The sequence below is a fragment of the Algoriphagus taiwanensis genome (assembly GCF_036245645.1).
Classification (GTDB): domain Bacteria; phylum Bacteroidota; class Bacteroidia; order Cytophagales; family Cyclobacteriaceae; genus Algoriphagus; species Algoriphagus taiwanensis.
In genome coordinates this window covers 59,989-82,636 of the sequence record NZ_BTPE01000015.1, presented here as the reverse complement: position 1 = coordinate 82,636, position 22,648 = coordinate 59,989, and the positions used below count along the sequence as shown (strand labels likewise).

At 43.4% G+C, this 22,648-nt stretch carries 21 protein-coding genes; 12 read left to right on the top strand and 9 right to left on the bottom strand.

The window, feature by feature from the left end; all coding sequences use genetic code 11:
• Positions 1-210 precede the first annotated feature (210 nt).
• Together AAA938_RS17630 and rimO are read right to left on the bottom strand one after the other, a co-directional pair.
• Positions 211-1,407, bottom strand: coding sequence for a toxin-antitoxin system YwqK family antitoxin (locus tag AAA938_RS17630; RefSeq protein WP_338230079.1), 1,197 nt, complete (start codon positions 1,405-1,407; stop codon positions 211-213).
• Positions 1,408-1,492: 85 nt separating this feature from the next.
• Positions 1,493-2,806, bottom strand: a complete 1,314-nt coding sequence (rimO, locus tag AAA938_RS17625) for a 30S ribosomal protein S12 methylthiotransferase RimO (RefSeq protein WP_338230078.1) — start codon at positions 2,804-2,806, stop codon at positions 1,493-1,495.
• Between the two features lie 510 nt (positions 2,807-3,316).
• Between rimO and AAA938_RS17620 the strand changes: the two genes are divergently transcribed.
• Together AAA938_RS17620 and AAA938_RS17615 are read left to right on the top strand one after the other, a co-directional pair.
• A complete protein-coding gene (locus AAA938_RS17620) occupies positions 3,317-5,320 on the top strand; it encodes an alpha-ketoacid dehydrogenase subunit alpha/beta (protein WP_338230077.1) in 2,004 nt (667 codons plus the stop codon).
• Between the two features lie 120 nt (positions 5,321-5,440).
• A complete protein-coding gene (locus AAA938_RS17615; RefSeq protein ID WP_338230076.1) occupies positions 5,441-5,935 on the top strand; it encodes a GNAT family N-acetyltransferase in 495 nt (164 codons plus the stop codon).
• A gap of 78 nt (positions 5,936-6,013) precedes the next feature.
• Here the strand turns inward: AAA938_RS17615 and AAA938_RS17610 are convergent, their stop codons facing one another.
• The 3 genes from AAA938_RS17610 to AAA938_RS17600 are packed head-to-tail and all read right to left on the bottom strand — an operon-like array spanning position 6,014 to position 9,324.
• Positions 6,014-7,573 (bottom strand): sulfatase family protein, encoded by a 1,560-nt coding sequence (locus AAA938_RS17610; RefSeq protein ID WP_338230075.1) that lies wholly within the window; start codon positions 7,571-7,573, stop codon positions 6,014-6,016.
• 55 nt (positions 7,574-7,628) lie between these two features.
• Positions 7,629-8,402, bottom strand: coding sequence for a pseudouridine synthase family protein (locus AAA938_RS17605; RefSeq protein WP_338230074.1), 774 nt, complete (start codon positions 8,400-8,402; stop codon positions 7,629-7,631).
• 1 nt (position 8,403) lies between these two features.
• Positions 8,404-9,324 (bottom strand): glycoside hydrolase family 5 protein, encoded by a 921-nt coding sequence (locus AAA938_RS17600; protein ID WP_338230073.1) that lies wholly within the window; start codon positions 9,322-9,324, stop codon positions 8,404-8,406.
• A 184-nt stretch (positions 9,325-9,508) separates the two neighbouring features.
• On the opposite strand from AAA938_RS17600, the gene AAA938_RS17595 reads away from it, so the two are divergent.
• The 10 genes from AAA938_RS17595 to AAA938_RS17555 all read left to right on the top strand — a co-directional run bounded on the left by AAA938_RS17595 (position 9,509) and on the right by AAA938_RS17555 (position 19,304).
• A complete protein-coding gene (locus tag AAA938_RS17595; protein ID WP_338230072.1) occupies positions 9,509-10,855 on the top strand; it encodes a sensor histidine kinase in 1,347 nt (448 codons plus the stop codon).
• 1 nt (position 10,856) lies between these two features.
• Positions 10,857-12,464, top strand: coding sequence for a hypothetical protein (locus AAA938_RS17590; protein ID WP_338230071.1), 1,608 nt, complete (start codon positions 10,857-10,859; stop codon positions 12,462-12,464).
• Positions 12,451-13,293 (top strand): hypothetical protein, encoded by an 843-nt coding sequence (locus AAA938_RS17585; RefSeq protein ID WP_338230070.1) that lies wholly within the window; start codon positions 12,451-12,453, stop codon positions 13,291-13,293. Before AAA938_RS17590 ends, AAA938_RS17585 begins: the two co-directional genes overlap by 14 nt.
• Positions 13,290-15,206 (top strand): glycosyltransferase family 2 protein, encoded by a 1,917-nt coding sequence (locus AAA938_RS17580; protein WP_338230069.1) that lies wholly within the window; start codon positions 13,290-13,292, stop codon positions 15,204-15,206. Before AAA938_RS17585 ends, AAA938_RS17580 begins: the two co-directional genes overlap by 4 nt.
• Positions 15,203-16,744 (top strand): hypothetical protein, encoded by a 1,542-nt coding sequence (locus tag AAA938_RS17575; protein WP_338230068.1) that lies wholly within the window; start codon positions 15,203-15,205, stop codon positions 16,742-16,744. The genes AAA938_RS17580 and AAA938_RS17575 overlap by 4 nt, the downstream gene beginning before the upstream one ends.
• 149 nt (positions 16,745-16,893) lie before the next feature.
• Positions 16,894-17,466: a hypothetical protein gene (locus AAA938_RS17570; protein ID WP_338230067.1), complete on the top strand. Its 573-nt coding sequence runs from the start codon at positions 16,894-16,896 to the stop codon at positions 17,464-17,466.
• Between the two features lie 113 nt (positions 17,467-17,579).
• Positions 17,580-17,786, top strand: a complete 207-nt coding sequence (locus AAA938_RS20315) for a DUF2442 domain-containing protein (protein WP_420915750.1) — start codon at positions 17,580-17,582, stop codon at positions 17,784-17,786.
• Between the two features lies 1 nt (position 17,787).
• Entirely contained in the window at positions 17,788-18,078 is a 291-nt protein-coding gene (locus tag AAA938_RS17565; protein WP_338230066.1) for a nucleotidyltransferase family protein, read from the top strand.
• On the top strand, positions 18,071-18,424 hold the full coding sequence (locus AAA938_RS17560; RefSeq protein WP_338230065.1) for a HepT-like ribonuclease domain-containing protein: 354 nt from the start codon (positions 18,071-18,073) through the stop codon (positions 18,422-18,424). The genes AAA938_RS17565 and AAA938_RS17560 overlap by 8 nt, the downstream gene beginning before the upstream one ends.
• On the top strand, positions 18,405-19,304 hold the full coding sequence (locus AAA938_RS17555; protein ID WP_338230064.1) for a restriction endonuclease: 900 nt from the start codon (positions 18,405-18,407) through the stop codon (positions 19,302-19,304). The genes AAA938_RS17560 and AAA938_RS17555 overlap by 20 nt, the downstream gene beginning before the upstream one ends.
• A 261-nt stretch (positions 19,305-19,565) precedes the next feature.
• On the opposite strand, the gene AAA938_RS17550 is transcribed toward AAA938_RS17555, so the two are convergent.
• The 4 genes from AAA938_RS17550 to AAA938_RS17535 all read right to left on the bottom strand — a co-directional run bounded on the left by AAA938_RS17550 (position 19,566) and on the right by AAA938_RS17535 (position 22,614).
• Positions 19,566-19,688 (bottom strand): hypothetical protein, encoded by a 123-nt coding sequence (locus AAA938_RS17550; protein WP_338230063.1) that lies wholly within the window; start codon positions 19,686-19,688, stop codon positions 19,566-19,568.
• A complete protein-coding gene (locus AAA938_RS17545; RefSeq protein WP_338230062.1) occupies positions 19,688-19,912 on the bottom strand; it encodes an addiction module protein in 225 nt (74 codons plus the stop codon). Before AAA938_RS17545 ends, AAA938_RS17550 begins: the two co-directional genes overlap by 1 nt.
• Before the next feature lie 106 nt (positions 19,913-20,018).
• On the bottom strand, positions 20,019-21,086 hold the full coding sequence (gene leuB, locus AAA938_RS17540) for a 3-isopropylmalate dehydrogenase (protein ID WP_338230061.1): 1,068 nt from the start codon (positions 21,084-21,086) through the stop codon (positions 20,019-20,021).
• Positions 21,055-22,614, bottom strand: a complete 1,560-nt coding sequence (locus AAA938_RS17535) for an alpha-isopropylmalate synthase regulatory domain-containing protein (RefSeq protein ID WP_338230094.1) — start codon at positions 22,612-22,614, stop codon at positions 21,055-21,057. Before AAA938_RS17535 ends, leuB begins: the two co-directional genes overlap by 32 nt.
• Positions 22,615-22,648: the final 34 nt, after the last annotated feature.

Genomic DNA, 22,648 nt, shown 5'->3' with positions numbered 1-22,648 from the left:
GGAATTGAAAAAAATTTTAATGGAAAATTTCCAAGCAGTCCAGCTTCTCCAGAATCCGGATCATTTTAGAATTGAACAATGCTGCTTTCGGAAAAGCAGCATAACAAACGTTTCAAAACAAGAATTCTTCTTCTGGAGAGGCAGCATAGCAAGAAAAGATCAACAGCTCCTAATTTCGAAAAAGCACCAAAGCTGAAATTTAGATCTGATTTATTTTAAGAATGCCCCATACGTCTCGATATTTTGACCCATACTCCCGAAATTTCGGTTATCTTGATCCTGCGAAGAATTGGGGTTCCATTTCTGTTTTCCACTTGATCTGCGAGATCTTTTCCTCATTGCTTCCCAATGCCCGTCAGGGGTTTGATAACGCTTTTGGTCTATGATTTCGCCCTGATAGGAATAAAAATTCCAGGTCCCAATGCGATCATTTCCCTCCAACTTTCCTGCAGCAGAAATTCGATTAGATTCTGGAAAATAGAAGTACCAAACTCCTACTTCTTTTCCTCTTGAAACTTTCCCTTTTGCCAATATATTTCCATCTCCATCATAGAAAATGCGCCTTCCTTTACCATTCTTCACCTTTCCTTTATCCACAACCAGATCGGGCACTTTAAACTCACTGATGGAGATAAGCTTGCCTTTTTCGTAGTATTCAGTTTGTACATTTTCTCCCTCAAGATTAATAAGCCCCCATTCCCCTTCTTTAAAACCATCTTGATAATTTCCTTTTCGATAAAACCCAGGCAATATTTCCAACTTCTCCATCCACTCACCAACCGGGATTCCTCCGGAGTATTGTCCCTTCACTTTCAAGGTAGAATCGGACAAATAATAAGTGTAGACTCCGTCTAATTCACCGTTTTTAAAGTATCCCTCCCATTCCAAATTCCCATTAGGATAATAGCCTAACCCTTTCCCTTCTGCATATCCATTGCTATAAGTCATATAAGAAATTATTTTTCCTGACTTTGAATACTCCAGCCATTCCCCTTCTTTTTTCCCATCCAGTACCTTCCCTTTCAGACGCAATTCTCTACTTTCATAAAACTCCCCAAATTCACCTTCAAAAACTCCATCTTTTTGATGCACCATTACTTTGGGTTTCCCATTAGGATAGTTTTCCAGGAAATCTCCATTCGGTATTCCCGCTTCAAAATTCATGATAAACAAGGGGGTTTCATGATTAAAATTCCTTTTGAAATCTGCCGGATCAGCCTCAAGAATGCTGTTTTTTGGGAAATCATCTGGATAGGTTTTAGGATAAATTTTCCATTCTCCAGACTTATAACCATCCTTTAATTGCCCCACTCCAATCAGATTGGTATTCCCAAAATAAAAATACCCTGTATCCAATTTGCTGGGTTGAAAAATTAAAACCAGCATCAAAAAAACGGTAGAAAACATTATGACTTGGTATTTGGTATGATCACATAATACAAAAGCCTGGGCACTTATAAAACCCAGGCTTTGAATTAGTTTCAATTGATTTTCAATTTTCTACCGTCGCATACAGATCAAACTCCGTCGCATCAAAGACCTTGGCCTGTACAAAGTCTCCCACTCTACAGTAGAATTTGGAGGCATCGATCAGCACTTCATTGTCCACTTCCACGGAGTCAAATTCGGTTCGGCCGACGAAGTATCCGCCTTCTTTTTTATCGATCAGCACTTTGTAAGTTTTTCCGATTTTCTCCTGGTTGAGGTCGTAGCTGATTTGCTCCTGCACTTCCATCAGATGATTGGCACGGTCCTGCTTTTCTTCTTGGGAAAGGGTATCCTCCATGGAGAAGGCATGGGTATTTTCCTCATGAGAATAGGTAAACACACCCAAACGCTCAAACTTCATCCGCTCCACAAAGTCCACCATTTCCTGAAACTCCTTTTCTCCCTCACCTGGATGCCCGGCGATCAAGGTGGTTCTGATGGCAATCTCCGGGATCATTTCCCGGATGCTATGAATGAGTTCTTCCTGCTTTTCGCGGGTTGTACCTCGGCGCATGGTCTTCAAAACGGAAGTGGAACCATGCTGCAAAGGAATATCCAAGTACTTGCAGATATTCGGACGGTCTTTCATCACTTGAATCACATCCATTGGGAAACCGGTTGGATAAGCATAATGCAGACGAATCCAATCGATCCCCTCCACATCTGCCAATCGATCCATCAACTCGGCTAGATTTCTCTTTTTGTACAAATCCAACCCGTAATAAGTCGAATCCTGCGCAATCAGCAACAATTCCTTTGTTCCATTGGCAGCCTTATGCTGGGCTTCTTTGACCAACTCTTCAATCGGCCGGGAAATATGTCCTCCACGCATCAGCGGAATGGCGCAGAAAGAACAAGGTCGGTCACAACCCTCGGAAATCTTCATGTAAGCATAGTGCGCGGAATGGGTCAAAAGACGCTCCCCAACCAACTCATGCTTATAGTCTGCCTTGAATTTCTTCAAAATCGCAGGCAAATCACGCGTACCAAAAAATGCATCCACCTGAGGGATTTCCTTTTCCAAATCGTCCTTGTAGCGCTGAGAAAGACAGCCTGTCACGTAAACTTTGTCCACCAAACCCTGCTCTTTGGCATCCACATACTGGAGGATGGTATCGATCGACTCCTGCTTGGCATTGTCGATAAAACCGCAGGTATTGATGATGATGATGTTATTGTCATCAGAGTTGGACTCATGGCTGGCATCGATTCCATTTCCTTTCAACTGAGTCAAAAGGACTTCCGAATCCACCAGGTTTTTGGAGCAACCCATGGTGATGATATTGACTTTGTCTTTCTTTAATGTTCTCGCTTTCACAGAATTCGCTTCAATTTGGGAGGGCAAAGGTAGGCAAAAAACCGCTTCGCGGATTTTTTATTCAAAGATTGAAAGATTACAAAATTGGAAAATTGCTTTTTCTGCAACCCTTTCCTTCAAAATTGGGCGTTTGACTTTCCTTAATTTTCAAATCTTCCAATTTTAAAATTTTTCAATTCTGCGCTTAACACTTTGATAAAACAAGCTTAACGCAGGACTTCGTATTGGGGAAAAAGCTTTATCTAATTTCGCAGCGTACAGCAAATACTTTTTAACTCCTTGCATTTACTTTTTGCCCCCGATGTGAATCGGGGTGCATTGCAGGGGAGATTTCGGAGTTTGTAATGTCAGATTTCGGATTTTTTACTTCTCAGAGTTTTCAATAGCTGTTATAATCTGTGGTTTTATCTGTGTTTACCTGTAGGAAACTTTAAACTTAACCTCCTCCCTTTCAATAATACTTTGCCGATTTCGGGGCTTCCTGTACCTTAGATTCCCAAATCGAACCCTATGGAATTCACCGCCCCAAATGCCCAAATTTTAACTTTTGACAGGAAAAATCATTCAGATGAAACTCTTCTCAAGCTTTACGAATCCCTGATTGTTCCTCGACGCATCGAGGAGAAAATGCTCATTCTCCTTCGTCAGGGCCGAATCAGCAAATGGTTTAGCGGTTGGGGACAGGAAGCCATCTCAATCGGTGCGGTCAATGCATTGGCTGCAGATGAATTTATCCTGCCCATGCACCGAAACCTTGGGATTTTCACGGGGCGCAACATGCCATTGGAACGGCTTTTTGCACAGTTTCAGGGAAAAAAATCAGGCTTCACCAAAGGACGCGACCGGTCTTTTCACTTTGGAAGTATTGAACATCATATTGTCGGAATGATTTCCCACCTCGGGCCTCAATTGGCGATTGCAGATGGGATCGGGTTGGCCCATAAGCTATCTGAGGAAAAGAAAGTGACGCTGGTTTTCTCGGGCGACGGAGCAAGTTCAGAGGGAGATTTTCACGAGGGATTAAACGTCGCGGCTGTTTGGAAGCTACCGGTCATTTTTGTGGTCGAGCACAACGGCTATGGACTTTCTACTCCGAGTGAGGAGCAGTTTGCTTTCAAGTACTTTACCGAAAAAGGCCCCGGCTATGGCATGGAGGCCGTTCGGGTACAAGGAAACAACGTGCTGGATGTCTATGACACCATCCTGAAACTGGCCGAAGATATCCGCGAAAACCCAAGACCTGTTTTGGTCGAAGCGATCACTTTTAGAATGCGTGGTCACGAGGAAGCTTCCGGCACCAAATACGTTCCCAAATATTTGATGGAAGAATGGGCACAGCTCGATCCCGTAGATAATTTCGAAGCCTATCTCGAATCCATCGGTGTGCTCGATGCGGCAACCAAAGAAAACCTGAATAAAAAGGTCAAAAAAGCGATCAATGACGCTTTGGAGATTGCTTTTGCAGAGGAAGCGATCACCCCAAATCTAGCCGAAGAACTGGCGGATGTCTATGCGCCTTTTTCCCAAGAAGTCATCGCTCCAGAGGGACCACGTACGGAAAAGCGCTTTATCGATGCGATCAGCGACGGGCTGCGTCAGTCCATGGAAAAATACCCCAATTTGATCCTCATGGGTCAGGACATCGGGGAGTACGGTGGCGTATTTAAAATCACGGATGGATTCAAAGCCCAATTCGGTGGGGATCGAGTCCGGAATACCCCGCTTTGCGAAAGCGCCATTCTCGGAGCCGGACTCGGACTCTCGATCAAAGGCTACAAGGCCATGGTGGAGATGCAGTTTGCGGACTTCGTGAGTGTGGGTTTCAACCAAATCGTAAACAATCTCGCCAAGATCCACTACCGATGGGGGCAAAAAGCCGACGTCGTGGTCCGCATGCCAACCGGTGCTGGAACTGCCGCGGGACCGTTTCATTCCCAGTCAAATGAAGCTTGGTTTTTCCATACCCCCGGGCTGAAAATCGTCTATCCTTCCAATCCCCACGATGCCAAAGGCCTGCTCAATGCGGCTTTGGAGGACCCAAACCCTTACCTTTACTTTGAGCACAAACTGCTTTACCGATCCATTTCAGGACCTGTTCCGGACAGCTACTATACCGTGGAAGTCGGAAAAGCAGCTTTGGCACAAGAGGGCACGCAAGTCTCCATCATCACCTATGGCATGGGCGTGCATTGGGCAATGAAGGCCGTCGAGGAACTCGGAATCTCCGCTGACATTCTGGACATGAGAACCCTGTTGCCTTGGGATCAGGAGGCTGTAGCTGCTACAGTAAAGAAGACCGGAAAGGTGATTTTCCTCCACGAGGATACACTGACTGGAGGAATCGGTGCGGAGATTTGTGCATGGATTTCCGAGCATTGCTTCAAAGACCTTGATGCACCTGTAATGCGGGAAGGAAGTTTGGACACTCCGGTTCCTTTTGCTCCAAATCTGGAAAAGCAGTTTTTACCGACAGAGCGTTTTAAGGTGAAGTTGAAGGAGCTAATTGAATTCTAAGATTGAAAGATTGAAAAATTGAAAGATTGGGTTGAAAAGTTGTAAAGTTGAAAGGTGGTAAAGTTGTAAAGAAGCCCAATTCAAAGTTTCCAGCCCGTATTTCGTATCTCGTATTTCACTATGCAAATCCGCTTATTACAAAAAGAAGAACTTCACCTCGTTCAGTCTATTGCGCACCGGACTTGGCCATCCACTTTTGCCAATATTTTGAGCCCTGAGCAGATCCAATACATGCTCAATTGGATGTATTCGCTGGAAATGCTGGAATCGCAGTTGGACAAAGGGCATACCTTTTTGTTGATTGAAGATGAGGGCAAAGAACTCGGATTTGCGGGTTTTGAACTCAATTATTCTGAAGGTCCCAAAGCCAAGTTGCATAAAATCTATCTGCTACCCGAAGCTCAGGGAAAAGGTGCAGGTAAAGCATTGATCCTAGAAGTAGCCGACCGAGCCAAAAAAGCCGGTCAAAAAAGCCTGCTTCTGAATGTGAACAAATACAATCAAAATGCTATTGATTTTTATCTAAGAATGGGTTTTGTGGAGATTTACAAAGAAGTGATCGACATCGGAAATGGGTATGTCATGGATGATGTGGTGATGGAGCTCAGCCTTTGAAAATTTGCTCACAGATGTCTCAGATTTCCACAGATTTTTAGCATCTGTGCTTATCTGTGCCATCTGCGAGAAATTTAATCACTTCAATTCCAACTGCTCCACCTTTACACTATCTCCTCGCAACCGGGCATAGATTTGCTTCATTTCCTCCAATTTTTCAGGATTAGAACTTGCCAGATTGGTTTGCTGCGCTAGATCTTCACTCAAATTATACAATTGATAATCCGAGGCATTTCCCAATTCAATATTAACCTGCTTTTGTACTGCAAGCCCTGAATATGGAGGAATCATGGCCCAATCTCCAACTCGAAGTGCTGTTCTGCTCGTAGCCTCCAAAATCACGGCTTCGCGGCCTTTATCACTTTTACCCAAGAAAGCATCCAAAAGATTTTCGCTATCTGGACCACTTTCTGTGCTCCCCACCAATGCGGCCAAAGAATTCATCAAATCAATCTGAGTCACCATCGCATTGGAAAGTCCCGGTTGAATCTCTCCCTTCCAATAAGTCAAAAAAGGAACACGCGTTCCAGCCTCAAAAAGGGAATACTTTCCTCCGCGAAGCGGACCTGCAGGCGTATGATCGCCCAATTTTTCCACAGCATCATCATAATATCCATCATTCAGTACAGGGCCATTGTCACTGGAAAAAATGATCAGCGTGTTTTCCAAAATCCCTTCCTCTTCCAAGGTTTTAAGCAGCTCTCCGATCACCCAATCCGCTTCCAAAATCGCATCTCCCCTTGGACCCATACCGGATTTCCCTTCAAATCTAGGATGGGGAGTCCTTGGCACGTGAGGCTGCTGCATAGGAAAAAAGAGGAAAAATGGCTGCTCCGACTTTGACTTTTCCTGGATATAAGCTTTCCCTTTTTCCAGAAAATGATCTGCCATATCGATATCGCTCCACTTGGCCTTCTCTCCACCTTTCATAAAGCCAATCCTTGGAATCCCATTCACAATGCTGTTATTATGGCCATGATGCCACTTCATCGTGAGCAACTCCGGATTATCCAAACCGGTAGGCTCGCCTTCGAAGTTTTTATCGTAATCCACCTGAATCGGGTCATTTGGATCCAAGTTGACTACTCGGCCATTCTCAATGTAAACTGTGGGCACACGATCCTGAGTCGCTGCCAAAATATGGGAATACTCAAAACCCACATGATTGGGATTTGGGGCGATTTCAGCGTTCCAATCCACGACTCCGGTACCCAAACCTAAATGCCATTTCCCGATCACAGCGGTATGATAGCCTTTATTTTTGAGCATCTTGGGAAGAGTCATCTGGGCCGTATCGATAATCAAAGGGGCAGTTCCAGGAAGGATTTTGGCATTCTGATTTCTCCAGGGATAAGTCCCTGTCAAAAGCGCATATCTACTGGGAGTACAAGTGGCCGAAGAAGCATATCCCTGAGTGAATCGGATACCACCATTGGCCAAGCGGTCCATATTGGGAGTTTGCAAGGTGCCGGATTGATATGCACTGACATCTCCATAGCCCAAATCATCCAAATAGATCAATAGAATATTGGGATTTGATGATTGATTTTCCTCCTCTTTTTCAGAAGGAGCACAAGAAGAAAGAAATAGAAAGGCAAACAATAAATGGAACGGATTCCAGAGAAAGGCTTTTTTCATAGATCGGGATTTGCTAATGAAAATGCGTTTTATTTCCCTAGAAATCAAAACCCAATCAAAAATCCCGCAATACCGTCTCCCAAAGCACCAATCCATGGGCTGGGGCAGTGGGAACTTGCTTGTATTCTTTTTCGGGATTAGCTAGCCTTTCTTTGATTTCATCGGATGAAAAATGCCAAATCGCAGCAACCATTTTTCGCACCTGATTGTACAGAAAGCCAGTTCCGGTGACCTCAAAACAGTAGACTTTTTCAGGAAAGAAATTCCCGGCAAACTCTTCGGTCAAATAGACTTTTGCTTCGATAACCTCCCTTACAAAATCCGTTTTGTTGGGAGTCACTTTACAAAATGCCCGAAAATCATGCTTCCCAACAAAGATTTGGGCTTTTTCCTCCATTTTATCCAAGTCAGAGAACTGATGGACTTGGGTAACAAAGGCAGAAGCAAAAGCCGGGAAGCTATGTTCCTCTGCAAAGAAATAGCGGTAGGTTTTATGAGAAACAGCCTGAATAAGATTCAAGTCTCGAGGGACCTCCCGTACTGAATTCAGCACAATTTCTCCGGATAGATTCAGATTAAGTACTGGCAAAAGTGTCTCCAAGTCGGTTTTCTCCCTCAAGAACAACTGAACAAATCCCTGTCTGCAACTCACTCCTGAATCGGTCCGACTGGACCCAATGAAGCGGAAATCCTCATGTCCCAAAATAAAACGAAAGACCCGCTCCAACTTTCCCTCCACCGTCGGCTGACCTTTTTGCTTGGCCCACCCCTTAAATCGGGCGCCATAGTAGCTGATTTCAAAAAGATAGGAATAGGGTCTGGAGAGCATTTTACTTTTCAGTTTTTAGATTTTTGATTCCAAAGTTCCCCTCCCATTCCCAAACAAATCCAGGGATCTGATGCTGAATTAGCACCTTTTGAACTTCTTCAAGATAGTTTTTCCGAGAGATCTCATCCGCGTTTTGAGTCACTCCAAACTCCGTGCACCAAAGCTGAACCCCATTTCTCCTCGCCCAAGAGGAGATTTGACCGATTTTATCCTCGATTGCGATAGAATTTCCGGTTTTTTCATAATCTCTATAGTTCACTTCTCCTGGGGTTCCTTTGGCTCGGGAATCAATTTTGGGCATAAGAGAAGGATTAAAAGGAAAGGGAATGTCCAAAGTGCTGTTTTGCGGCCCCGTCCACGCTGTGCCTTGATGAGTAAACAGGTAGGGTTCGTAATAGTGAAAGGTGTAAATCACTCCTTCCAAGGACCAGGGTTGCATGCGAGAAAGCTCAAAAAGACTGTTGAAATTCGTAGCTCCAAGGATAAAGGGAATGTCTTTTCGGATTTGTTGAAGTCGAGGAACCAGTCGATTTACCTCCTTGTACCAAGTATCAGGACTGAGTTCAGGTTCATTGGCGAGTTCAAAATAAAAGTTTCCCTGATTTGCCGGAAAAATTTGAAGTACCCTTTCCCAATTTTGGGATAGAGTTTCCATAGTTTGAGTCAAATCCTCTTCCGAAAGCCCATGATTGAAATTGGCAATAACCACTTGAACATCCAGCTGAATGCTGGCCTCAGCTAATTTTCGGAGTTCTCTTTCAAAATTGGGCTGCTTGAGGAGGTAAGACAAAGCCAAGGGAATCCGGACTGCATCAAACCCTGCCCTCTTTACTTCTTTTATTTTCTTGATCGTGATCCTTGAGGAAAAGACTGGCTCTTCCCATACCCGCTCATATCCAGTCAGATTGATTCCAGAAGGCATACTTTGTGCAGCAAGATTTGAGAGTCCCAAGCATAGCCAAAAACTAAAACACACTGCGTAAAAGCGGCGTAGATTTGAGGATTTTGGGAATTTAGGACTCAAAATTGATGGATTTGTTAGTGATTTAACGTTTGGGAGTTCAAAAATACTAATAACTTTAATTGTCCATCCATAGCTCATCACCATGTCTGCTCACCTATCCCCTGATTACTTGGAAGTCTCTTCCAGGTTAGAAAAAAAATATTGGGACATCTCCAACTATGTGTATTGGAGTATTATCAGTCTTACTTTGGGGCTTTTTGTCCTGGAATTCTTTCTTGTAAAAAATTATTACCAAACCACCCTCTTTTATAAGGCTGTTATCCTTTTCATCGGTTTTGGCGGGTATGGATTACTTCGGAGAAAGATCGCATCTCCTTCCCTGATGATTTTGGTTATGGCTTGCTTGTTTTTAGGCTATTGCTTTTTCATGGTCTACCAAGTCTCCGGCTACCTGATTACCCTATATTTTCTTTTGGCGACATTGGTGGTAGGAGGAATTAATTATCTGGTAGTCTGGAGAGGGGCATTTAGCTTAAGCCTGGTTTTGCTTTCGATTGCGCTTTTCTTTGGCTTCTCCTATTTCTTTGAATGGGAAGGCTTCTATGAACTTTTTCCAATGGGAGGATACGTGTTCTTTTTCACCCTAGTCCTGACCTCTTTTATCCCTGATTCTCGAAAGAAAAATTATGCACTCAACCTGGATAGAGACCTAAAGAGAGAGCAAATCTTAAAAACCCAAGCCAAAGACCTTCAAGATCTTCAAATCAAACATGCGGAGGTGTTGGAAATCAAGAAAATCGAAAATCAAAAAGAAAAAATCCTCCGACACGATCTTAAAAACAAAGTAAACAACATCATCGGTCTCTCTCAGATCATTTTGGAATCTACTGATCCTGAAGAAAGCAAAAGTTACATTCAGCTTTTGAACGAGGTCAGCAATGATCTTCTTCGGTTTTCAGACAATATCTTTTCCCGTGATCAAGATCAGCCTACTGCGCTTCGGATTTCAAAAACCCGGGTCAATGTTTTGTCCTCCTTCAAAAAGATCAAAAACGAACTCGAACCCAAGCTGGATCAAAGTGCTCAGGAGCTCAACTGGATTGGTGGAGAAAGTCCACTTTTTATCTATGTAGATGCACTGATTTTTAACAATATCTTGGTCAACCTGCTCAATTATCTAATTCTATGGTCAAAACCCGACAGCTTGATTTTGGTCAGTGGAGAGCAGGCTGATTCGCAAATCCGAATCCAGCTTTCTGCCCCCTCTGCCAAAATATCAGCAAGGGAGTTGAATTATATTTTCAAACCCCTGGATTCCTTTCAGTTTACTTCCAGTTTTTCAGCACCTCAGGGTTTGGGTTTGCAGATTGCCAAAAGCATGACAGAGCAGATGGGCGGGTACTTCAAATACCAGACAGGAATAGAAGATGGGGTGATTTTCAAATTGGAGTTTGAGCAGGCTGCTATAGCCGAGAAAAATCAGTCCTGACATGAAGAAGTCCTTTAGTTTATGCCTCTTCACGGGAATATTACTTTTCCTGCTTCCTCATTGGGTATTTGGGTCCCCATCGCTCCTAACCCAAAGGGGCGACACACTTACAGATACTTTAGGCATTCGGCGTCCATCCATACCGAAGGAATTTGATGCCCTGGGAGTCCCGGATTCTTGGACACAAAAATACCCTCAAGAACTCCTGCAGCTCAGCTTATCAAGTAGAACTACGTCCAAACCTGTTTCTCTGCTGTCCTGGGAGGAAGCTCTTCAGGAGACTAACCAAGCGATGGTGCTGATTGGAGAATCATTCCCAAAAGATTCCCTTTTGGAAAACAGGAAATTCATTCCTTTTGCCTCTGAAGGAAAATGGCTTTTCCTAAAAGCAGAAGACGACTCGGCGCAGAGAGTGCATTACTTTTACCAAGGTGGTGGCCCCTTCCAAGCCTCGGATTTTATCGAGCAAATGGGTTGGGAAATACCGGGAAAAACTATCAGCAGGGAAGCCTTTGACTATGAATGGAAAAAGAGCTATACCTTTAGTGAACTCGATATACCCACCTTTTCCATTGGTGAAGGCAACACGCTTTTTAACAAAACCTTGCCAACTTATTTAACCAAGGGGTTTTACAAAAACTGGAAAGTAAGTCTTCAATTCAATGTGTCCAATCCGGATGGGACTGAAGCATATCTCAACTTTTTGGCAAACAACAACCTTATCCGGAGCTTCCAAGTGAAAGAAGAAGGGAAGTATTCTGTTGAATTTACTATTCCTGCCATCCCTCTTTCGGTCGGGTCCTACCTTTCCCTTGAGCTAATTCAAGGGAATGAAAGGGCATCCTTATCTTCGGTGGCAGTTGAAATAGAGTCGGAAAACAGTCTGATTTCCCCCTCTTTTCGAAATGAGTTTCCGATGACCTTCTCTTCTTTTCCAAAAAACATGGAAGGAAAACCAATCCGGATTCTGCAGGACTATGACTTGTCTCCTTCTGAGTTGGGAGCCTTAGCTGACCTCATTCTTCTCATCAACGACAGGCCCAATAAATCTTATCCCTTCTATCTCCCTGAAATAATCAGGCTGGAAAAGCCCGGGGCCATCATCGACACTGAGGATAATTTGATCCTGATCACTCAAACTCCCCAAGCCTATGCCTCTTTGGTCGAAGGTCAAAGTAAACTCCGGTATACCGAGCAAGGAAGAGAGTATCAGTCTGATGAGCTGAGCCGATTTTTTCAGCGTCATGAAAACGTTGCTCTGAGCAGCATGGAGCTCCTGGATCTAAGGGAACAAAAAATGCTATTCATCGTCAATGACCCTCTTGGAGGTGATGCGATGAAAGAAGCCGTGGACGGACTCGAAGACGAGTTCATTTCGAATACAGGAAATATCCTTCTGGCAGATGCCAAGCACTATTACTTTTTTGATATCCGATTGAAAGAGCCACTTGGACTGAGTGCGGGCAAAAAAGACCAATTTGAGCAATTCTGGATGGGCTATAGGATCTACATTACCCTGCTATTGTTGGCAGGGCTTTTCCTTTTGCTCCGATACATTTATATCAAATCCCAACATGCCAAAAAATCTATTGAAGATGCGAGAACTTAAACAATTTTTGATCCTTGGCTTGCTTTGGGGAGGCCTTGTTTCCCAAAGTTCAGCCCAAAACCCATGGCAACAAGACCGGGGAGAAGCTTTGATTTCTCCTTTCGTAAGCCGGTATCAGGCGGATTTTTACCGTGACAAATCAGGGAATAAGATACCGTTTGAGCAAGATGGCCTTTTTCAAAACTACAATCCGAGACTTTATTTCAGTTTTCCCATCAAGGGATACAAAATCAATCTTTTCGGCACGGTGCCTCTGTTCTTCAACCAATATAAAGATGCCAATGAGACTCAAAAAAACACCGATTTGGGTGATTTGGAATTGGGTCTGAGATTTCATCTCAAGCAATTGGAGCGAAGTTATCTTTTGGCCTCGGTGACCGCGTTTATCCCTGCCTACCAAAACAATAATCTTCCTTATGCAGGATTTGACCGATTGGGTATGGAGGCAAGAGTGATGCTGTATGGAAATGCGGCATGGATCGGAGATACCAATAACTTCCACAAAGTAGAAGCAGGATTGAGGTATTTTTTCCCGGATGATCCTCTTCAGCTGAGGGTGTATGCCTCGGAAGGTTATCGATTCGCAAAAAAGCTGGTTGCCTTGGGCGAGTTGGATTGCATCTTTTCAAACAGTACCAATGCTGAGTTTTTTGAAAACAACCTTCAATTGGTTTCTGATTTTGGGATGGTGAAGGCGGCCATTAATCTGGGGTATGAATTCACCCCTGACTTCGCTATTTATGGGGGTCTTTTCCACGATATATACAATAAGAACTCCGGGATCGGGAGAGGTTTTCAGTTTTTCTCCGTAATCAAATTCAAAAAATGAGCAACAGAGAATTTTACAGAAAATCCCTCTTCCAAGAGCACGCCAACTTAAGCGGTAAGAGCATAGAGCAGATCGAGCGTCTGGAAAAGCAACTGGGCAAGAGCTTTCTCTGCATTGCATTGAATTATGGCTTTCTGAGCAGAAGAGCATGGAAAGAATCTCTTCAACAGGAAGGAGTCGAGCTTTACACCTTTGACTTCCCATCTCTGAGCCCTATTCCCAAGGCCGAACTAGTGCAGAAGAACCTGCCTTTATTTTTAAACTCCTTGATTTTCCCGCTTTATCAAGATGAGGACAGGCTGGAAATAATTCTTTCTGACCCTTCCGACGCGATCAATATCAACCAAATCGAGCAACTTCTCCAACAGAAAGTAACCCGATATGAGGTGGCGGAGGATTTGGATGTATTGAAGGCGTTGCACACCACCTACGGGCTGGACTATCTCGATCAGGCCGTATTCCGGATTTACGATCAGGACAGGGAGAGCTGTGCCATCGAGACGTTTACCAAAAGCCAATTGACTGCCATCGGAGTCCTGATGGGCTTGGGGATATTGTGCTTTTTCTTTTTCCCGGTAGGAACCTCGGTTACGATCAATTTGATCTTGAACTTCCTGCTCTTTTGTGCTATAGGTTTCAAGTTTCTCTTGACGCTCTATGGCTCGAGGATGGAGACTTCGCAAAAAATATCCAAGGCTGAATTGGCTAAGGTAAAAGATGAAGAATTGCCCTTTTATACCATTCTCTTGCCGGTATTCCGGGAGTCGGAAGTGATTCACAAATTGGTCTGGAACCTCAGAAGTATCGATTATCCACTCGAAAAACTGGATGTCAAACTGCTCATTGAGTCAGACGACTCCATGACCTATGAGGCGGTGAAGAACATGAATTTCCCTTGCATCTTTGAGCCTGTGGTAGTCCCGCCTGCCATGCCAAAGACTAAGCCCAAAGCCTGTAACTACGGCTTATATTTCAGTAAGGGGAAATATCTGACCATTTACGATGCGGAGGATATCCCGGACAGCAAGCAGCTAAAGCTCGTCTACAGCCTTTTTCAAAAGCTGTCAGACGAATATGTGGTTGTGCAATGTGCCCTGAATTACTTCAACAAGAAGGAAAATCTTCTTACTCGGCTATTTACCCTGGAGTACTCCTATTGGTTTGATTACATGCTTCCCGGATTGGATAGCTTGGATGTGCCGATCCCTTTGGGAGGGACGAGCAATCACTTCCGATTTGACCGACTGATGGAACTGGGAGGCTGGGATGGATTCAACGTGACCGAAGACGCTGATTTGGGACTGAGAGCTTATGCCAAGTCCTACAAAGTCACTGTTTTGGATTCGACCACTCTCGAGGAAGCCAACAATGACTTTTTCAACTGGATCAGACAGCGCTCCCGCTGGATCAAGGGGTATATGCAGACCTTCCTTGTCCACATGAGGCATCCGGTTAAGCTCTATAAAAAGGTGGGATTGAAGGGATTCATGGCTTTTCAGTTCTTTATAGGAGGTACTTTTTTCACTTTCTTGGTCTATCCGGTACTTCTCTTGTTTTTACTGTTTATCCTATTCCTTCATTCTGGACTTTTGGATTATTTGGTATTCTGGAATGACCTTCCTGTGAGTAAGTCCCTTCTGGATTCGGTGAGTGTTTTCTTCCCCAACTGGCTGGTTGTGATTTCGATTTTCAACTTTGTAATCGGAAACCTGATGATGATCTATGTCAATATGATGGCTGTCTTCAGAAGAAGGTCCTACACGCTGATTCTTTATGCTTTGGTCAACCCTTTTTATTGGCTTATGCACTCCATCTCTGCCTACAAAGGGCTCATACAGTTGGTCACCAAGCCCTTCTATTGGGAAAAGACCAATCATGGACTGACTAAATCCACCAAAAGCTCTGTGGCATGAAAAGCAAGCTCATTGTTTCTATTCTTTCGGTTTTGGTCTTGTCAGGAGTATATCTGGCAATGGGCTATTTCTTGAGAACGAAGGGATTTTATCACTTGGAAGCCTATTTTATTGATTACAAAATAGATCAGCTGTTTCGGTACGATTTCAGCTTTTTCCGAACCTTCTATTTTACAGAACCCGCCTTGTTGTTTTTGGGAAGTCTGGCTTTGAGTTGGATTCCCGATATTCAAAGCACCTATGTCCTCAATGCCTTGGTTATGGGTATTTTAGGGGTGTTTTTGTTTAAAAGTGCCTGGGAAAGACGTTCAGGGTCTTGGGCATCCCTGATTTACCTTTTGTTTAGTCCGGTCATATGGTATGCAGGAAGCAGCGGAAGTAGCTTTGCGCTTTACCTTACTTTTTATTTTCTGTTTTTCTGGCTCATACTGGGCTATATCCGAGACTATTCCGTCTTTCACCTTGCTTCCTTGAGTATTCTTCTCGGCGTCTTTCTTCTTTTGGACAGAAGTTTTCTCAAGCTGTTGATTCTGCTGATTCCGATCTTTTTCTTTATTTCCTTCTACAAGGCCAAGGGAATTCGGGGAAATTTCTACGCCAAAGCCTCCATCATATTCAGCAATGACTCTCAGAGAAGAAAGTTTTTCACCGGCTTTTTCTCTTCAATTCTGCTTGTGGTATTTATACCCCTATCGGGATATGGCATTTTTCACCTGATCAATGAGGTTTTTGGAGGAAGAGTATTTTACTATGAAACCAGCCTTGCAGATTTCTGGAACAGCTACAGCGGAAAAACACCTTTGCATGTATCCGACAGTTTGGATTGGAAAATCTTCTCCTTGGGAAATCTTTACTTTTTGTTGTTGATTATATGCCTATCAGCACCTCTCCTATATCTTTTCTTCAGAAAAGGAAAAAGCACAGCCTTGCCAATGATTGCATTTTTGGCTTTGGGATACGTGATTTCCGAGGCTGCAGGTGAAAAAATCCTAAACCTAAACCTTCAACTGCTTGGTATGCTGTCCGGTGCTGGTATGGCCGGGATCCTCTTCAGTGCCAAAGAAACCCCTTCTGGAAGCTTTAGGATTGTGAGCGTACTCATTGCCTTGGTTACGTTGATTTTGGAGTTTCTTTATTTCAACTATTCGGTTGCAATTCATGAGAGAAGGTTTTTCGAAGCCCTCTTCCATCCACCGGTAGAATCTGCCGAAAGGAAGAGTGTAGAATCGATCAATAATTTTCTTGCTGAGAAAGGAAAAACAAGGATTCTTGCTGACGATGCAATCTTTTTCCCCCATCTAAGCAAACTGCCCAAAGAAGCGAGTTGGGTGGGCCATTTTAGCCCTGATTTTCAGCATAGCCTTCAGGAACCGATGATTTATGCGGATTACTTGGTGATAACCCAAGAGACACACCCTCTTCATCCAAATGATGTCGTGGCAGCCGCTCTTGATCGCTTGGAGTATCACGGGATTCCTCTCAAGACAAAAGTGGTGTATGAGGATGACCTGTCATTGGTTTTGGAGGTAATGGAATAAGGCGGAACAAAAGCGAAATGGGATGGCTAAGTTGTCTATTTAGGCTAAAAAAAAGAGACTAGGCTTGGTTATCCATCCCCATAAGGAAACATGGGTTTCATATGCCAGCTGATCTTGGTAACTTGGGTAAAACCCAAAACACCACAGCCATGAAACTTCTACCTTTCTTTTGCTTACTCCTAATTAGTGGAATAAGCTTTTCCCAAACTGTACCTTCCAAAGAAATCCAGATCAAACTGGCCGTATTAGCTGCACCAGAAGATCAGCGGGCTGGAGCCACCGTTTATGCTTTTGATGGGACTTTACTGCGGAAAGGGACGAATCAAACCGTTTGTTTGGGGGATGACCCTAATCGAGAAGGACTTTCTGTTTCTTGCTATCATGTCAATTCTCAGCCTTTTATGGAAAGAGGATGGGCGCTTCGCAAAGAAGGGAAAAATGCCCAGGAGATTTTCAATATCCGGGAAGCTGAATCCAAAGCCGGCAAACTCAAACTTCCTGATCAGGGAAGCCTTTTAAATGCACTGACAGCAGAACATTCAGATGTGAATTGGGTCACAGGTGAAGCTAAAAACACCTATACCCGCTCAGTGGTCTATATCCCCTGGGCTACTGCTGAAAGCACCGGACTACCACTGAAGCCTGCCGGACCGGGCTTGCCGTGGATTATGGATCCGGGAACGCACCGAGCGCATATCATGATCAATCCGGCGAGGGATTAGGGGAGTTGAGTGTTAATGGTTAAGGGTTAATTGTTGAATTGTTGAGTTGGTGAGGCTTCGGGTTTGTTACCCTGAGCGGAGTCGAAGGGTAAATTGTAAAAAGTAATTAGTAGATGGTTACTATCCAGTTTGAAGGCAATAATTTGATCATTCTGAAGAACGGTCTTAAGGAAGTGATAGATTTAAAGCGAGTTTCGGCAAAGCTATTGGAGGCAACCGAGGCTGAACGTAATTTGTATAAATTCTCACCTTCAGGCTATGGAATTCATTGGCCACTGATTGATGAGGACCTTTCTGTTGAAAAACTCTTAAAATTGTAACATGGATACCTTCAAAGAAATCAAAGCCAAATTAGAAGACCACAAAAAGGAGCTTTTTGAAAAGTACCCGATAAAGGACTTGGCAATTTTTGGTTCTTATGCTCGCAATGAACAAAAGCCAACAAGCGACCTTGATTTGATGGTAGAGTTTCATAGCCGGGTAGGTTCCGAGTTTATTGAATTAGCAGATGAACTGGAGGAAATCCTTGGAATCAAAGTCGATTTAGTCTCCAAAAAAGGAATCAAAGAGCGATATTTTGAAAGGATAAAAGAGGATTTGATTTATGTCTAGAAGAGATATCGATTTGCTACTTCAAGACATGAGGGAATCTGCTGGGAAAATTTTGAATTATACAAATGGACTAACCTATGACGATTTTTTAAGAGATGATAAAACTATCGATGCAGTAGTCAGGAACTTTGAAGTAATTGGAGAAGCATCGATCCGAATTGATGAAGATTTCAAACTTGAGAATCCTCAAATCGAATGGAAAAAACTACGCGGATTTCGAAATCGAATCGTTCATGAATATTTTGGAATCGATTACGAAATAGTCTGGTCAATCATAGAGAGTGACCTTGAAGAATTGCTTTTTCAATTAGAAGGAATTTTAAAAAATGGCAAAGAAAAAAAATAGCAAAGCTGAGTTTATTAAATATTTTGGGCCAGTTTTAGAGGCCCTTCGAGCTTTGGGAGGCTCGGCAAAACCTAGGGAGATCTCAGAATGGATTGGGGAAAATTATAATCTTCCTGAGGAAGTATTAAATGAAAAATACGAAAAGTCAGGCCAACTTAAATTTCCAAATCAAATTGCATGGGCAAGGCAATATCTAGTTTGGGAGGGACTAATGGATTCTTCTAAACATGGAATATGGGCCTTATCTGAGATTGGCTGGAAAACAAAATTAAATGAGTCTGAATCCTATGATATTTTTCTTAAGTGGGTCAAAATATTTCAAGATTTAAGACAAAATAAAGATTCCCTGGAGCAGGAAAAAAACAAGATTGAAACAGCAATTGAAACTACCGAACCAGAAGAAGGTCAATCTGTGGTTAAACCCTCTTTAATCGAGGTACTACAAAGCATCTCCCCTATAGGGTTTGAGCATCTTTGTGGTCGCTTATTAAAGGAATATGATTTTGAAAATATTGAAATTACCCAAAGGTCAAATGATGGGGGTATTGACGGATACGCCACTTTAAAACTAAATCCATTTGTAAGTCTTAGCGTATTTTTTCAGTGCAAAAGATTTCAGGGTACAGTTCCCACTGAAAAAGTTCAAGCTTTTATTGGAGTAATGGAGACAAATAAAAGGAGTGTTGAAAAAGGACTAATTATTACCACTGGAAATTTTGCCAAAGCTGCACATGAAATTGAAAAAGCAAATATTAAACTAGAATTGATTGATGGCACTAAGCTTGTAGAAATGTTTGAAAAAAAGGAATTAGGAGTAATTCCTAAGACAATTTATGACCCCGATATGAAATTCTTCGAACGATATAGAGATATGAAATAGTAAAGAAACCACCCCATTCCTGAGGTGGTTTCATCGTCTATAAGGGAAATTTTATCCCAAAAACTTTACAATCAGTTAATCAGATTTCAATCTCGACTCCATAAGCTCAGGGTTCTGATTAGTATTAAAAACCGCCACCACATAAACGGATTTTTCAACTACTACAAAAAGAACCAAAAAGAGGAATTTTTTAAGTGGATATGCTCTGACTCGATCAAAAAATCTTACTTGAAATCCCTCAGGCGCATTAAGTATGGCTTTTTAGGCATGCTTCAGCTCACTCAAAAAATACTTCCCCAGAGATTCACTGATTTCTTTGTAATACCTGAACGCTACTCGAACATCTGCTTGGGCCTGACTGGAATAGCTAATAGACCAAGACATTACTCATTTTCAATTTTTGAAATCATTTCATCCCAAGTGCTAAAAAACATCTTGCCAGCATCGAACAAGTCCAATCTTCTTTTCAGTTCTGCTAGCTGTTCAGGAGTTAGATCATCAGCTGTTTGATGAAATTCACTGGCCACCGAATACAAAATCTCCAATAATTTGGTGTCAGCAGAATCGACCAAATGATGAAGCTTTTCTTTGAGAACCGAATTTTCCATGATTTGAAAGTTTTTTGAATTTAATTCATTCAACGGAATTCTTCCTCCTATGAATAAAAAACCACCCCATTCCTGAGGTGGTTTCTTCATTTTATGACTTGGAATATTAGCCCAAAATCTTCGCCGCCAACCAATCTCCGACTTCAGAGGTTTTGTAGGCTTTTCCGCCATCGGCAATATCTTCGGTGACATAGCCTTCTGCCAGTGACAGATTGACCACGTCGCTAATCGCCTGAGCTTCGGCTTTCAATCCAAAGGCATAGTCAAACATCATGGCGGCAGACAGTACCGTTGCCAATGGATTGGCGATATCCTTTCCGGCAGCTTGAGGATAAGACCCGTGAATCGGTTCGAAAAGCTTCACTTTGGAACCCAAAGAAGCAGATGGCATCAAGCCCATTGAACCGGAAATCACGGAAGCCTCGTCAGTCAAAATATCACCAAACAGGTTTTCAGTAATCAAAACGTCATAGGCTTTTGGCCATTGGATCAGTCGCATGGCTACGGCATCAACAAATTCGTATTCCACTTTCACATCCGGATACTCAGGCGCGAGTTCCTGAACCGTTTCTCTCCACAATCTCGAAGTTGCCATCACATTTGCTTTGTCCACGCAGGTCAGGAGTTTTCTTCTACCCTGAGCAGCTTCAAAACCCATTCTCGCCAAACGAACGATCTCTTCCTTGCTGTACACGTTAGTATCGAAGGCTTTGGTGCCTTGCTCATTTCGACCTCTCGGTTCGCCGAAATAAACCCCACCGGTCAATTCACGGAAGAACACAAAGTCCACTCCGTCTACTCGATCCAATTTCAAAGGTGACTTGTGAACCAAAGAAGGAAAAGTAAAGGTTGGTCGTACGTTGGCGAAAAGACCGAGTTTTTGTCTCATTCTAAGCAAACCTTGCTCAGGACGTACCTTGGCTTTAGGGTCGTTGTCGTATTTCGGATCTCCGATCGCACCAAAAAGAACTGCGTCAGAACCTGCACAAATCTCATGGGTGGCATCCGGATAAGGATCTCCGGTGGCATCGATGGCGCAGGCACCGACCAATCCTTCTTTATAAGATATGTTGTGACCAAACTTTTTCCCGATGGCATTGACTACTTTGACTGCCTGAGCGATAACCTCAGGACCGATGCCGTCACCCGGCAATAGCGCGATATTCATTTCCATAATAGGTGGATTCTTCTTTTTTGGGTTGGTAATTCATGTTTTCGATGATGTTGAGCATTTTTTCGGTAGCCATCATCGCCGCTACCGTCTGGTCAGGGTCAAGTCCCTTGGTTTTAAAGATTTTCCCATAGTCCCAGGTAATTACCGTTTCCACAAAGGCATCTGTTTTTCCTCCCGGAGGAATCGAAACATGGTAATCTGTCAGCAAAGGAAGCTCTTTACCTAAAGACTTGTAAATCTTTTTCAAAGCCCGCATGAAGGAATCATACTGCCCATCTCCTGTGGCGCTTTCATCGTAAAACTTCCCTTGGATATTCATCCGAAGCTGCACGGTAGGTTTCAACCCCTTGGAATGAGTCATGTGGTAGCCTTCGATGCTGATCGTTTTGGCAATGGAGTTGTTTTGTAGGACATCGGAAATGATGTAAGGCAAATCTTCAGTCGTAACTCGCTCCTTTTTGTCTCCCAATTCTATAATTCGTTGGGTGACTTTGGATAGTTCTTCTTTTTCCAGAGAAATCCCCAACTCCTCCAGATTCTTGAGAATATTTGCTTTGCCGGAGGTCTTTCCCAAAGCATATTTCCGCTGACGACCGAATCTCTCCGGCATCAGATCGTTGAAATAAAGATTTTTCTTATTGTCCCCGTCTGCATGGATTCCGGCCGTTTGGGTGAAGACATTTTCTCCCACCACAGGTTTATTGGCGGGGATATGCTGTCCTGAAAACTGCTCTACCAGCTTGGAAACCCGGAAAATCTTTTGCTCCTGAATACCGATTTCCAAATCTGTGAAGTCTTTGATCACTGCTACAACCGATTCCAAAGGAGCATTTCCTGCTCTTTCACCCAAACCATTCACGGTCGTATGAATTCCAGAAGCCCCTTGCAAAACCGCTTCCATCACATTGGCGACAGAAAGGTCGTAATCATTGTGCGCATGGAAATCAAAATGAACCTCCGGGTGCAAAGCCGCTATTTCATCGAAATAGACTCGGACTTCATCGGGATTAAGCAAGCCCAAGGTATCGGGAAGCATAATTCTTCTGACGGGCTGATGGGCCAGAAAGTCAATCAAGCTCAGCGTGTATTCCTTGGAATTCCGCATTCCGTTAGACCAGTCTTCCAGGTAAACATTCACTTCTACCCCTTTTTCTTGGGCATAAGCGATGCTTTTTTGAATATCGGAGAAGTGCTGCTCGGGTGTTTTCTTCAATTGATGAACCAAATGATTCATGGATCCTTTGGTCAGCAGGTTGAGCACTTTTGCGCCTGCCTCCAAAATCCAATCCACAGAAACCGGTGTATCCACAAATCCCAAAACCTCCACGCGATCTAAATAGCCTTTTTGACTCGCCCATTGGGTGATTTTCTGAACCCCTTCCAATTCTCCTTCGGAAACCCTAGCCGAAGCCACCTCAATACGATCTACTTTGAGTTCCTCTAGCAGCAATTTGGCGATCTGAAGCTTTTCGGAAGGCAAAAAGGAAACCCCCGAGGTCTGTTCTCCATCCCTCAGTGTGGTATCCATGATTTCGATACGTCGCCCTTTCAAACCCTCCAAG

What these genes read in the sequence shown, in the direction of transcription:
- AAA938_RS17560 (WP_338230065.1), top strand. Translation starts at nt 18,071, where the DNA reads ATGTCTAGAAGAGATATCGATTTGCTACTTCAAGACATGAGGGAATCT.
- AAA938_RS17585 (WP_338230070.1), top strand. Translation starts at nt 12,451, where the DNA reads ATGCGAGAACTTAAACAATTTTTGATCCTTGGCTTGCTTTGGGGAGGC.
- AAA938_RS17615 (WP_338230076.1), top strand. Translation starts at nt 5,441, where the DNA reads ATGCAAATCCGCTTATTACAAAAAGAAGAACTTCACCTCGTTCAGTCT.
- AAA938_RS17590 (WP_338230071.1), top strand. Translation starts at nt 10,857, where the DNA reads ATGAAGAAGTCCTTTAGTTTATGCCTCTTCACGGGAATATTACTTTTC.
- AAA938_RS17605 (WP_338230074.1), bottom strand. Translation starts at nt 8,402, where the DNA reads ATGCTCTCCAGACCCTATTCCTATCTTTTTGAAATCAGCTACTATGGC.
- leuB (WP_338230061.1), bottom strand. Translation starts at nt 21,086, where the DNA reads ATGGAAATGAATATCGCGCTATTGCCGGGTGACGGCATCGGTCCTGAG.
- AAA938_RS17595 (WP_338230072.1), top strand. Translation starts at nt 9,509, where the DNA reads ATGTCTGCTCACCTATCCCCTGATTACTTGGAAGTCTCTTCCAGGTTA.
- AAA938_RS17565 (WP_338230066.1), top strand. Translation starts at nt 17,788, where the DNA reads ATGGATACCTTCAAAGAAATCAAAGCCAAATTAGAAGACCACAAAAAG.
- AAA938_RS17575 (WP_338230068.1), top strand. Translation starts at nt 15,203, where the DNA reads ATGAAAAGCAAGCTCATTGTTTCTATTCTTTCGGTTTTGGTCTTGTCA.
- AAA938_RS17550 (WP_338230063.1), bottom strand. Translation starts at nt 19,688, where the DNA reads ATGTCTTGGTCTATTAGCTATTCCAGTCAGGCCCAAGCAGATGTTCGA.
- AAA938_RS17610 (WP_338230075.1), bottom strand. Translation starts at nt 7,573, where the DNA reads ATGAAAAAAGCCTTTCTCTGGAATCCGTTCCATTTATTGTTTGCCTTT.
- AAA938_RS17630 (WP_338230079.1), bottom strand. Translation starts at nt 1,407, where the DNA reads ATGTTTTCTACCGTTTTTTTGATGCTGGTTTTAATTTTTCAACCCAGC.
- AAA938_RS17580 (WP_338230069.1), top strand. Translation starts at nt 13,290, where the DNA reads ATGAGCAACAGAGAATTTTACAGAAAATCCCTCTTCCAAGAGCACGCC.
- AAA938_RS17555 (WP_338230064.1), top strand. Translation starts at nt 18,405, where the DNA reads ATGGCAAAGAAAAAAAATAGCAAAGCTGAGTTTATTAAATATTTTGGG.
- AAA938_RS17545 (WP_338230062.1), bottom strand. Translation starts at nt 19,912, where the DNA reads ATGGAAAATTCGGTTCTCAAAGAAAAGCTTCATCATTTGGTCGATTCT.
- AAA938_RS20315 (WP_420915750.1), top strand. Translation starts at nt 17,580, where the DNA reads ATGGTTACTATCCAGTTTGAAGGCAATAATTTGATCATTCTGAAGAAC.
- AAA938_RS17570 (WP_338230067.1), top strand. Translation starts at nt 16,894, where the DNA reads ATGAAACTTCTACCTTTCTTTTGCTTACTCCTAATTAGTGGAATAAGC.
- AAA938_RS17600 (WP_338230073.1), bottom strand. Translation starts at nt 9,324, where the DNA reads ATGCCTTCTGGAATCAATCTGACTGGATATGAGCGGGTATGGGAAGAG.
- AAA938_RS17620 (WP_338230077.1), top strand. Translation starts at nt 3,317, where the DNA reads ATGGAATTCACCGCCCCAAATGCCCAAATTTTAACTTTTGACAGGAAA.
- AAA938_RS17535 (WP_338230094.1), bottom strand. Translation starts at nt 22,614, where the DNA reads ATGGATACCACACTGAGGGATGGAGAACAGACCTCGGGGGTTTCCTTT.